This is a genomic window from Legionella sp. JM-2024 (genome assembly GCF_055389095.1).
In genome coordinates, this window is the sequence record NZ_AP039388.1 from 576149 (window position 1) to 588471 (window position 12323).

Sequence of the window (12323 nt, forward strand, 5' to 3'; positions counted from 1 at the left end):
GAATGAACGCATTTAAAACAACTTTGGGTATCTTAATCTTTTTAGTATTACTACTTTTGTTTACCAGCGTATTTACGGTGACACAAGGGCAACAAGGTATTATTTTACGATTGGGGCGTTTAGTAAAAGACCTCCAAACTGATAAAGTTAAAATATTAAATCCGGGCCTTCACTTTAAAACTCCTTTTATTGAAAGTGTGAGAATTTTCGATACTCGTATTCAAACCATGGATATTAAGTCTACTCGCATTGTGACTAAAGAGAAGAAGGATGTCATGGTTGACTACTACGTTAAATGGAGAATTTCAGATTTAGCACAATATTTTAAATCGACAGGTGGTAATGAATTTAAAGCCGAAACTTTGCTGGAACAACAGCTAAATACCTTACTCCGAGCACAATTTGGTAAGCGTACTATCTCTGATGCTGTTTCAGGTGGACGCGACGATGTCATGGAAATTCTACGTAACGCCGCTGAAAAGCAAGCCGGTGAGTTGGGTATAAAAGTAGTCGATGTTCGTATTAAAGGCATTGAACTGCCTTCAAATACCAGTAATGCCATTTATCAGAGGATGAGAGCTGATATGCAAAAAATTGCAAACAGACATAGAGCAGATGGTCAAGCCGCGGCGGAGCAGATTCAGGCTAAAGCCGACGCAGATGTGACAGTTTTGCTGGCTAAAACTAAAAGCAACGCTCAACGAACCAGAGCGGTTGGTGAGGCTGAAGCTGCTGCAATTTATTCTAAGGCTTATAGTCAAAACAGAGATTTTTTTGCTTTATATAAAAGCTTGTTAGCCTATGAAGCCAGTTTTCATAGTAAAAAGGATATTTTAGTATTGGATCAAAGTAGTTCATTTTTTGATTATTTCAAGCACGCTATGCCAAAAAATGATGGTACAGCTACTAAAAAGTAATTATAATGTAAAATTTTGCTGTAATCAGAGTCGATATTTAATAGCATCATCTAAAACAATGCAGTTGAGTTTCTAATAGAATACAACTGCATTTTTAATTTTTAAAGGTATGCAAACAAAGAGTAAATCATGGGTAAGAATGTTGTTGTTTTGGGTACACAATGGGGTGATGAAGGTAAAGGCAAAATCGTTGATTTGCTGACACAAGATGCTCAAGTGGTTGTCCGTTATCAAGGAGGCCACAATGCAGGCCATACATTAAAAATTAATGGCGTAAAAACGGTTCTTCGTTTAATCCCTTCCGGGATGCTTCGCCCTAATGTAACCTGCTATATTGCAAATGGTGTGGTGCTATCACCTCAGGCATTACTTAACGAAATTAAGGAGCTTGAGGATAATGGCATAAATGTAAGGGATCGATTACGTATTAGCCTGGCGTGTCCACTTATTCTTCCTTATCACATCGCATTGGATAAAGCTCGTGAAACGCATATGGGTAAATCTGCGATTGGGACAACTGGTCGTGGAATAGGACCTGCTTATGAGGACAAAGTCGCTCGGCGTGCTTTAAGGGTGAGTGATTTATTTCATCAAGATCGATTTGCTAATAAATTAGCGGAATTATTGGATTATCATAATTTTGTTTTAACACAATATTTCAAACAACCTGCTGTCGATTTACAGCCTCTATTGGATGAAGCATCGCAATGGGCTGAGGAATTGAAACCTATGGTTTGTGATGTTTCTGCCTGTTTACATGAGCATAGAAAAAAAGGTGAAAACATTTTGTTTGAAGGAGCCCAGGGTGTTTATTTGGATGTTGATCATGGAACTTACCCTTATGTTACCTCGTCAAATACTTGTGTGGGATCAGTAATAAATGGAGCTGGGTTTGGCCCCAGGTATATTGATTATGTATTAGGTATTACCAAGGCCTATACAACTCGTGTTGGTGGTGGCCCCTTTCCAACTGAGCTGCTTGATGAAATTGGAAAACGCATTGCTGAACGAGGTCAGGAGTTTGGTGCTGTGACTGGTAGACCTAGACGTTGTGGGTGGTTTGATGCTGTCTTATTAAAACGATCCATTGAGTTAAATAGTATATCAGGATTATGTGTTACTAAATTGGATGTTCTTGATGGTTTGGATGTACTGCGTATTGCCGTAGCTTATAAAGATAGTCAGGGTAATTTATTGTCACGGCCACCTCAGGCTGCTGATGATTTTAATAATTTGCTGCCAGTGTATGAAGAACTTCCAGGTTGGCAGGAATCTACTGCTGATGTGACCAATGTGAGCGATTTACCAGCTAATGCCCGGACTTATCTAAAGCGAATAGAAGAGATATTAGGTATTCCTATCGATATGTTATCAACAGGACCTGAGAGAGATTCAACAATTACTTTGCATGATCCTTTTCTTTGATTGATAAGCATGGAGATTGGCTATAACATTACAATTTTTCTACAAAGATGTTCTTGATTATTAGCCTGATCGTTTTGTTGGGATTTATCTTCATAAGATAAATCCCAAGTTTTTCGAACCTTTCCATTTCGAGTCTTAGTAAGAAATTTTCCTGGAATTATACAAAGCCCCTTTATCCTATTTTTTTCCTCTCTATTTTGGTTTCTCTCTCTAAAGTAATAGGTAATTTTGCACAATTTGTTGTGTTATTAATAATTTCGACTTAATATTATTTTAATCATTGTGTGCTAAAATTACCTAAATTAATCAGTAAAAAACTATTGATCATGGAGTAAAGTTATGCACAAATTATTAGAGCTTGAAAAAGAATATGAAAATTTAGATAAGATTCTCGTTGAGGCTATTCGAAGCGAATCTATAGTAGAAAAACAAGAAGCATTGAGTAAATTTAATGCATCTGAATTAATAAAATACGAACATACTGAGAGTAGCCTCATGGTTTTAGCCCAAGAATTTGGTGTGACAGCAAGACTCATAAAAATCGCAAAAACCTTACCTGGAAAAATAGAAGATTTGAAAGCTAAGGCACGGACACTTGAATACCATTTAGAAGTAAATGACAGAACACCTGAAATATCTGAGTATTCTAAATTCAATACCACGAATCAATATTACGAAAGGGGAGAAGATATTGTTTCTTTTGATGAAACCTCAGATTCAGAAGATATCGATTCAATAGCCCCAAAAACAAATACAAACATCAATGCTATAGAGGAATTTAAAAAAGCGCTACAACCTTATATTGAAACTACTCATGACAGAGAAGGTGAATATCATTATGGGAAAGCTGGATCACTTCTTGGTTATTTTGGGAGTGGTGTTGAAACACTATTCGGTTATCATGGAGTATGTGGTTACAGCAAAACTGAAAAATTAACAGCTATTACAAAGCTATTTCAACGCCTTGAGGATAAAGAGGCACCAGAATTAAGTGATAAGGAACGATCTATATTAACTACAGGAGAGCTAGGTAAAGTTGTTAATCCATGGTTAGACAATGAATATATTGGAAGTCAATTAACAGAAATATTAATAAATAATAATTCTTATGAGAAAAAAATGTAGTTAATATGAGTTCAATTAAAGAGGCCTTTTTTGATACCAGGCTATTCTTAAGTTAGTAAGTAAGTATTCATAATATCTATTATGAAGTATTAGAATAGAGTTTCTGGTCTGATAAATTGTGTGATATAGAACTCAAATCTGAAATATGCAAGGAAGCAGATTTATTAGCTGGAATTTAGAGTAATTTGACAATTACTTGCATGATACCTTGCTTTAATTGATAAGAATAATTGATATAAGCAGTATTATACAAAAGGGTTTTTAGTAAGACACACATCGTTTTTTAGGTAGTGACTTAAGATAGGCTCAAAATTTTTTGAGTTAATGCGAAATCTTTCAGCTACTACATGAGGTCCCTTTTATCACTAGATTATATTCTGTGCTAAAGTTAGTGATATAACAGATAAATTATTCAGACATTTACTTAGTAAAAATGGTGAATTATGGAATTCACGATTCCCCCCGGGTTAATTCCTTTTATAACGGAACTCAAAGCAGTTAATATTCAACACCATGATGATAACACTAACATTGTTAACGTATCAGAAATTTTGGCTCGCTGGATTGTGCATAAAGATTGGTTAGATGAAAGATATTATTATGTTGATCCAAATATTGGGTTTAGTTCCTGGTTAATTTATGAAGAAAAAGATCATTCTTTGGCGGTTAATATCGTTGCCTGGCAATCTGGACGAGAAATTATTCCGCATGATCATCAAACTTGGGGTGTTGTAGGTAGTGTAGTGGGTGTTGAAAAGAACTATTTTTGGAAAAGAGTGGATGATGGTACAAGGCCTGGGTACGCAGAGATCATGCGAGAGAAAGCCGCTATTATACGTCCTGCCGGCGGACTAATCAGCTTTTTACCTGATGATATACATAGTGTAATTAATGAATCAGGAGAGACGGCGATTTCACTCCATGTTTATGGGAAAAATTTGAATTATACAGGCCGCCATCAATACGATCCTGTTAACAATTTAATACAACCATTTATGGTAAATTATAGTTAGATTGGTATGATAGCCATTAGTGTCCCAATCAACTTGATAGCTGTGGATTCGAAATTAAAATTATAACTATGTAGTAAATAAATACGGGAATTCTTTCCTTAAAAGATCATATACTTGTTGCTGTTCAGATTTACTTTTGACAATGAGCAATACTGTGTCATCACCAGCGATAGTTCCTAAAATACCTGAATTTGATGATTCCTTTATACTGAATGAGACATATTTACGATCTAGATAATAAGCAAGACTGTTTGCATTTCCAGGATGGGTTTGCAAAATGATTAAACCAAAATCAGAAATCTGGATATTTAGAACCAGAGGTAATCCAGGTTGATTGTAATCAATAATTTTGTAATAACCTGACACCTTCGCTATTTTCATCTTTTTTAAACGACGTGAAAGTGTCGCTTGAGGGATATCATATCCTCTTTTTTTTAAACTTTGCTGTAAATCACTTTGTTCTGCAATGTTTTCAGTTTGAACTATCGATAAAATCAAATCATCTAATAGCGAATCGTGAGTCAATTTGTCTCCCCCCGGATAACATATATCTGAATACACAATCTTAAATTTGAAATTATATTCATTTTTTGTTGACAATTCAAACGGCAATCATGTATATTCAAAAAATGAATAAATTTTGGATATATATTCAGATGTATAAGATTTATAGTGTATTAGTTATGAGTTCTATTTTTTGCCTTTCTGGATGCAGTGAGCAAGACAATAAAAATACTTTGCATTTTTCAACTTCGGCTGAATACCCACCTTTTGAATTCATTGAGCATGGAGAAATGAAAGGTTTTGATATTGATCTGGCAAAATTGGTAGCCAAAGAATTAGGTAAAGAAGCAGTTTTTGACAACATGCAGTTCAGCAGTGTTTTGCCTGCGGTGAATTCAGGTCAAGACAATGCAGCAATTGCCACAATTACCATTACTGAAGAGCGTAAGAAAAATTTTGATTTTTCTGAACCTTACTATTTTGAGGGTATGGCAGCAGTATTTGATGCCTCACACCCGGTGGTTAAACCTTCGCAAATAACTGGAAAAAGGATAGCAGTACAACTTGGTAGTGTGATGGAAATTTGGCTTCATCAACATTATCCGAACGCTGAAATTACAGTGTTGGATAATAACAATCAAGCGATAGAAGCCTTAATTGCGGGTCATGTTGATGTGGTGCTAATGGATGGTGCTCAAGGAGGCGTTTATAGCAAGAAACATCCCGGATTATCTTATTCAGTAATCGCCAAGGCGAATGAAGGTTATGGTTTTGTTTTGAAAAAAGGCTCTCCTTTAACCGATGAAATTAATTTGGCATTAGAAAAGCTCAAAGCGAAGGGTGAAATTCAAAAATTGGAATCCATTTGGTTGAAGGAGTCAATATGACAGAACTAATTCAAAATCTGCTCTTTATTGGCAAAGGAATAGCCTTGACCATGCAGTTACTAATCGGAGGCCTATTAATAGGTATTGTCCTGGGAACTTTTTGGTCAATTTGCAGACATCGTGGAATAGCATGCTTTTTTATAAACAGATTCATATCAATAATGCGAGGAACACCATTAATTTTACAATTAAGTTTCATCTATTTTTCTGCACCCGTTGTTCTGGGGATGCGACCAAGTATTTTAGCAGCAGGAATTATTGCTTTTGGATTGAATAGTTCTGCTTATTTTGCCGAAATTCTAAGATCAGGAATTGAAAGCTTACCCAAGGGTCAATTTGAAGCAGCGGTCACCTTGCGAATTCCAACGTTTTACCTTTGGAAAGATATTATTTTGCCCCAAGTAACAAGAAATATTTTTCCGGCGATTGTAAATGAAATGATCGCTTTATTAAAAGAAACCGCTTTAATTTCGACTATTGGAGGTATGGATTTAATGCGCCAAGCTCAATCATTGGCTGCACAACAATTTACCTACTTTATGCCGTTATGTATTGCCGGCTTCTATTACTACAGTTTGGTACTACTGATCGAATCATTAGGTAAAAAAATTGAAAAAAGAGGGCATTATGTTGCAAGTTACTAACGCATCTAAAAAAATTGATAATACTCTGGTTCTCAATCAGATTAATTTGACGATTCAGCCTAATAGTATTGTCGGTTTGGTTGGTCCCTCCGGTAGTGGAAAGACGACATTGCTAAGATGCATACAACAATTGGAGTTACTGGATTCAGGTTTTATTGATTTCAAAGGAAACAGTGGTTTTATGTTTCAAGATTTTCAACTATTTCCCCACATGACGGTACTTGAAAACCTAATTTATGCACCGAATCTACATGATAAAACCGTTGACCATAAGGAGAATGCACTTGGCTTGCTTAACATGCTTGGTCTGTCTGATAAAGCACAAGCCTATCCACAAGGATTATCAGGAGGGCAAAAGCAACGCGTTGCTTTGGCTAGAAGCTTAATGATGAAACCTGATTTACTGCTTTGTGATGAGCCAACTTCTGGCCTTGATATGGCTACAACCAATGACGTTGTTGCTTTACTAAATACTGTTAAATCTTTGCAAATTACTATGCTTATTGCATCGCATGATTTGCTTTTCTTAACTCATATTGCAGAGCGATTGCTGGTTGTTAAGCAAGGAAAATTGATCGCTGATTTTAAAACAACTGATGTGTGTGATCCGATTTTATATGTACAGCAGTTTTACCAAGGGGAAACATTATGAAAAAAGTTATTAATAAAATTGCATTAGCTTATTCAGGTGGACTTGATACCTCCATCATGATCCCTTGGCTTCAAGAGCACTATGATCATGCTGAAGTGATAGCTGTTATTTGTGATTTAGGACAAGAAGAAGATCTTATTGCCATAAAAAATAAAGCGCTCAAAAGTGGTGCATCGAAAGCTTATGTTGTGGATGTGAAAAATGAGTTCGTGATTCATTATCTTTGGCCTTTGGTAAAATCAGGCGCTTTGTACGAAGATCAATACATTTTAGGGACTATTTCAAGACCTTTAATTGCTCAAAAGCTAGTCGAAATTGCTTTGTCAGAACAAGTAGACGCTGTTGCCCACGGCGCAACTGGCAAGGGAAATGATCAAGTCCGTTTTGAATATTCTATTAAAGCACTTGCTCCAGAACTCAAGATTATTGCTCCCTGGAGAAGTTGGGATATTAAATCAAGACAGGAGGCCATTATATATGCTCAGGAACATGGTATTGATGTGCCGGTGACTCCCAAATCACCTTATTCACGAGATCATAATATTTGGTATATTTCCCATGAAGGGGGTGTACTTGAAGACCCGTCTCAAGGGATGCCTGACGAGGTGCTGTTAATGACAGCCCCTATTTCTCAGACACCTGATGAAGAGGAAATTATTATCCTCGATTTTAAGGAAGGGATCCCTGTTGCATTAAATGAACAGGAACTTTCTCCTGTTGAACTCCTAAATGTATTAAATAAAAAAGCAGGTGCACATGGTATTGGTGTCGCGGATATTGTTGAAAATCGATTGGTTGGGATGAAAATACGAGGTATTTATGAAGCGCCTGCAGCCGCTGTGCTCTATAAAGCACACAAATTGTTAGAGAGTTTATGTCTTACCCGTTCAACTTTACATTTGAAGCAATCTTTACAGCAAACTTATGCCAATTTGGTTTATGAAGGACGTTGGTTTTCCCAAACGAAGCAAGCACTGGATGCATTGATTGATGTCACTCAAGAACATATCACTGGACGAATTAAGTTAAAGTTATTTAAAGGGAATATTATTCCAGATGGTATGCAGTCGCCTTACAGTTTGCATAATACAGAATTGGCTACTTTTGAGGAGGATAGTGTGTACAATCAAAAGGATGCTGAAGGATTTATTAATCTCTTTTCTTTATCCGCTAAAGTGTACAGTCAGGTACACCAAGGAGGTAAATATGACTAATAAAACCTGGGGTGGACGCTTTAAAAAACCCTTAGACAATCGGGTAAACCAATTCAATTCTTCATTGTCTTTTGATCATGTACTTTTTGAATATGACATCACCGGTAGTCAGATCCATGTCAAACAATTAGCAAAACAAAAGATCATCACAGAAGATGAAAGTCAGGCGATTTTTGCTGCCCTCGAAGAAATTAGATATGAAATACAGCAAGGTCACTGTTCTTTTAATGAAAGTGATGAAGAAGACATACATATGTTTATTGAACAATTGCTGATTCAAAAATTGGGAGATTTGGGGAAGAAATTGCATACAGGACGAAGTCGTAATGATCAAGTGGCTTTGGATCTGCGTTTATACGCTCGAGATAAAGGCTATTTGATTAAAGAACTTTTAACAAAACTTATCCATTGCCTTGATGATTTAGCCAGTAAACATCAACAGGATTTAATGCCGGGATATACCCATTTGCAACAGGCACAACCTATCACTCTAGGCTCTTATTTTAATGCCTATCAATCGATGTTTGCCCGCGATAAAAGCAGGTTGGATGATTGGTTTAAGCGTATGAATTATTCGCCACTGGGTGCTGGAGCTTTAGCTGGAAGTATCCTGCCTCTGGATAGGGAGTGGGTGGCTAATGCGCTGGGATTTACGGGTGCTATTCCTAATACTCTCGATGCGGTGAGTGATAGAGATTTTGTGATTGAACTATGTAGTGTTGCTGCAATGATTATGATGCATCTCTCCAGATTATGTGAAGATTTCATTTTATGGTCTACTCAGGAATTTAATTTTGTTACTTTAGATGATGCCTTTGCTACAGGCTCTTCACTAATGCCTAATAAGAAAAACCCAGATATTCCTGAATTAATTCGTGGTAAAACAGGACGAGTTTATGGCCATCTGATGGCTATTTTCACTGTAATGAAAGCCCTGCCACTTGCCTATAACAAAGACATGCAAGAAGACAAGGAGGGCTTGTTTGATACGATTAATACAATAGTAGCTTGCTTACAAATAATAACTCCTTTTCTGCAAAGCTTAACTTTTAATACTCAGTTAATGCGCGTCAGGGCACAAACTGGTTACCTTGATGCAACAGCCATTTTGGAGTCATTAGTGATGAATGGTATGCCTTTTCGTGATGCTCATCATCAAGTTGGCTTATGGATTGCGGAAGCTATGGAAAAGCAATGCTCACTTACAGAATTATTAAAGGAGGCTAAAAATGTCTTTTTCCACTCCAGTTAACATGAATACTATTGAGAATCAGGATGCTGACCTCGATAAAAAAGAATCTCCGAATGATCAATCGGCAATTAACGAAGTGATGACGAATACTTTTGTCATTAATCTTCAACAAGCCATTTTTGGTTTGGAAACAAGTAGCGAATTGGTTGCCTCCGTTTCTCAAGATAACATGGAGCATACTCAATTGGATACTGGTGATAGGCCAAAGCATTTTCTTACCGGGACAGAGTTATCAAGTGACGAAATCACGTTTATTTTAAATAAAGCCAAATCCATAAAACAAAATCCTGGTTTGTATAGTCAAGCACTTGCCCATAAAAGTTTGGTGATGATTTTTGAGAAACCTTCATTTAGGACTCGTTTGAGTTTTGCTTTGGCCATTCAGAGTATGGGTGGAATTGCTATTGAAAGTATAAGTAACTCAAGAAAACACGAGACACCAGCAGATATGGCGCGAGTTTTAAATGGCTATGCTGATTTTGTAATGGTTAGAACGCATGAAGATTATCTTTTGCAAGAAATGGCTGAGTATTCAAAAGTGCCTCTTATTAATGGTCTTTCCGCATTACATCACCCTTGTCAAATTCTTGCTGATTTATTGAGTCTTAAAGAACAATTTGGTGTTTTGGAAGGGTTAACTTTAGCTTATATAGGTGATGGTAATAATGTTCTGCATAGTTTGATGTTGTTAGCGCCCCAGTTAGGCGTCACTATTCATTATTGCTGTCCTAAATCAAATCAACCTGATAAATCTATTGTAGAGCAAGCTCATGAGAAGATAGAGAATCCAATGATTTATTGCTTTGACAAACCGGAAGAAGCAGTAAACAACGCAGATGCGGTTTATACTGATGTATGGACGAGTATGGGATTCGAAAATCAGGATGCGGACAAGATTTTTCAAGGATTTCAGGTTAATGAATCTTTGATGTCCTATGCAAAACCAAACGCGGTATTTATGCATTGTATGCCTATGGAAAGGGGAAAAGAGGTTTCTTTTACCTTACCCGACAGCTCATCGTCTATAATTTTCACGCAAAGCGAAAATAGAATGCATGTGCAAAAAGCCTTGATGTTGTTTTTAGATCAATAGATCTTCAGTACTGTAATCCGTTTTAGTACAACGTAATATGGGATTTCAAGTTTTCCATATTACGGCTTCGTCTAATACGGACTACTATACTTTGTATTCTTCCAAATTAACTTAATAATTATTTTCAAAAGCGATTAATTTCTGTTCCAGATTCCATTGTAATTTTGCTTTTTCATTATCTTTTATGAATTTTTGACAACTTTGGCTGCCCAGGTCATGACAATCAGGAATTAATTCTGCCTTATCAGCATCAGCCCATATGCTTTTCCCAGGCAGAAAGGAATAGGTTAAAGTGTTTCTGTTAATTTGTTTTAATTGTTGATAATTAAGCCCATGTTCCATCGCTGCTTCCACATATTGTCGTGTTAAGTCAGTTCTTAAGACTCCTTCATCATCGGTAGACAAGACCACCGGTACTTTATGAGAAAGATAATAATTAAGAGGATGATTGCGTCCAGATATATTCAGAATTTTTAAATTACTAATTAAGTTTATTTCAACAGGTATGTGATTACTGGCCATATGTTTTAATGTATCTTCGGCATTGTTTTCATAACCAATATCTACTCCATGACCAATTCTTCGGGCGTGTCCAGTCAGCACAGCGTCTCGAATGTGGTTACTCAGATTGTCTGGTGTTACTGCTTGAGGAGACAGCTCTCCTGCATGTAAGCTAATAGGGACATTAGGGTATATTTGATGAAGATATTCAAAGATTAACATATGCTTGTGATAATCACGCAAGGAGACAATCCCATCTTCCGGCTGAACCAGGTTTACTCCAATTAAATTGCCTTTTGATTGAGAGACTGCTTCAAAAGCATTTAGGGCTTGCGCAAAAACGTTATCAAGAGGTTGCTCTCTAAGGACATAATAAATAAATTTGATTTTTACATGACAGGAATCGGAAGTCGGGTTGGTTTTGCAGCCTAATTCTTGAGAGGCTTCGGTTGAAATTCTATCACTTTCCAGAACAGTATTTTTTATATTGCTTTGAAAATCTTTATTTGCCAGTAATATTTGCCTCTTTTTATCGTAGGATGGAATATTTTTTATTAAATCCCCATAGCTTAACGAGTGAGCGTTATCTGGGATTGTCATTATCTCTAGATATTGCTCTTTTTGCTGAGCAGCGCGTTGAATGATATCAGCAAGCAATTGAGGTCTATAGTCAATCACGATTGGCATGTATTTGATAAATCCATTGAAGAAATGGTCATGTCCTGATTCTTGACCTGGTATGAAATCTTTCATAGACCAGTCTTTTATTATATTGGAATACAGCTCGGAGTTATTAAAAACTTCTTTGATATTAACTCCTTCACAATGAAAGGAGTCCTTGCTTACCGCGAATGTATTTTTATCCAAACAGTAGTTACTATTGGCAGCAAGCTCGAGCATGGTTTCAGGATAAGCTCCACCTGCCAGGTGATAATGCAGTTCCCCACCCTTAGGCATAATTTTAAAAAATGAATAAAGAGCATGGGGATCTTTATTGATATTATGGAAATAGGAATCAACATTCGCATAAATTGGGGACAAAAGGAAAAGACCAAGTAGAGATAATATTGTTTTAGTAATGTTCATCATGATTTAT

The 12323-nt window shown here is 36.5% G+C and carries 12 protein-coding genes; 10 read left to right on the top strand and 2 right to left on the bottom strand.

All coding sequences use genetic code 11. From position 1 onward, the window contains the following. Positions 1-2: 2 nt before the first annotated feature. From hflC to ACZ5EK_RS02580, 4 genes are all read left to right on the top strand, one after another. Entirely contained in the window at positions 3-917 is a 915-nt protein-coding gene (hflC, locus tag ACZ5EK_RS02565; RefSeq protein WP_464431256.1) for a protease modulator HflC, read from the top strand. A gap of 129 nt (positions 918-1046) precedes the next feature. After that, positions 1047-2342 (top strand): adenylosuccinate synthase, encoded by a 1296-nt coding sequence (locus tag ACZ5EK_RS02570; RefSeq protein WP_464431257.1) that lies wholly within the window; start codon positions 1047-1049, stop codon positions 2340-2342. 339 nt (positions 2343-2681) lie between these two features. Continuing rightward, positions 2682-3467 carry a hypothetical protein gene (locus ACZ5EK_RS02575; RefSeq protein ID WP_464431258.1) on the top strand — a complete coding sequence of 262 codons (786 nt, stop codon included), beginning with the start codon at positions 2682-2684 and terminating at the stop codon, positions 3465-3467. 443 nt (positions 3468-3910) lie between these two features. Continuing rightward, on the top strand, positions 3911-4480 hold the full coding sequence (locus ACZ5EK_RS02580; RefSeq protein ID WP_464431259.1) for a cysteine dioxygenase family protein: 570 nt from the start codon (positions 3911-3913) through the stop codon (positions 4478-4480). A gap of 66 nt (positions 4481-4546) precedes the next feature. Here the strand turns inward: ACZ5EK_RS02580 and ACZ5EK_RS02585 are convergent, their stop codons facing one another. Next, positions 4547-5005, bottom strand: coding sequence for an arginine repressor (locus ACZ5EK_RS02585; RefSeq protein WP_464431260.1), 459 nt, complete (start codon positions 5003-5005; stop codon positions 4547-4549). A 131-nt stretch (positions 5006-5136) separates the two neighbouring features. Here ACZ5EK_RS02585 and ACZ5EK_RS02590 point away from each other — a divergent pair, with 131 nt between their 5' ends. From ACZ5EK_RS02590 to argF, 6 genes are read left to right on the top strand one after another with little or no spacing between them, the layout of a single operon-like run. Further along, positions 5137-5871: an ABC transporter substrate-binding protein gene (locus tag ACZ5EK_RS02590; RefSeq protein WP_464431261.1), complete on the top strand. Its 735-nt coding sequence runs from the start codon at positions 5137-5139 to the stop codon at positions 5869-5871. After that, a complete protein-coding gene (locus ACZ5EK_RS02595; protein ID WP_464431262.1) occupies positions 5868-6515 on the top strand; it encodes an amino acid ABC transporter permease in 648 nt (215 codons plus the stop codon). The genes ACZ5EK_RS02590 and ACZ5EK_RS02595 overlap by 4 nt, the downstream gene beginning before the upstream one ends. Beyond that, positions 6499-7167 carry an ATP-binding cassette domain-containing protein gene (locus tag ACZ5EK_RS02600; protein WP_464431263.1) on the top strand — a complete coding sequence of 223 codons (669 nt, stop codon included), beginning with the start codon at positions 6499-6501 and terminating at the stop codon, positions 7165-7167. The genes ACZ5EK_RS02595 and ACZ5EK_RS02600 overlap by 17 nt, the downstream gene beginning before the upstream one ends. Beyond that, positions 7164-8381: an argininosuccinate synthase gene (locus ACZ5EK_RS02605; RefSeq protein WP_464431264.1), complete on the top strand. Its 1218-nt coding sequence runs from the start codon at positions 7164-7166 to the stop codon at positions 8379-8381. Before ACZ5EK_RS02600 ends, ACZ5EK_RS02605 begins: the two co-directional genes overlap by 4 nt. Continuing rightward, complete coding sequence (gene argH, locus ACZ5EK_RS02610) at positions 8374-9633, top strand: argininosuccinate lyase (protein WP_464431265.1); 1260 nt, start codon at positions 8374-8376, stop codon at positions 9631-9633. Before ACZ5EK_RS02605 ends, argH begins: the two co-directional genes overlap by 8 nt. Continuing rightward, on the top strand, positions 9611-10726 hold the full coding sequence (argF, locus tag ACZ5EK_RS02615) for an ornithine carbamoyltransferase (RefSeq protein WP_464431266.1): 1116 nt from the start codon (positions 9611-9613) through the stop codon (positions 10724-10726). The genes argH and argF overlap by 23 nt, the downstream gene beginning before the upstream one ends. A gap of 111 nt (positions 10727-10837) precedes the next feature. On the opposite strand, the gene ACZ5EK_RS02620 is transcribed toward argF, so the two are convergent. After that, entirely contained in the window at positions 10838-12313 is a 1476-nt protein-coding gene (locus tag ACZ5EK_RS02620; RefSeq protein ID WP_464432437.1) for an adenosine deaminase family protein, read from the bottom strand. Positions 12314-12323 lie beyond the last annotated feature (10 nt).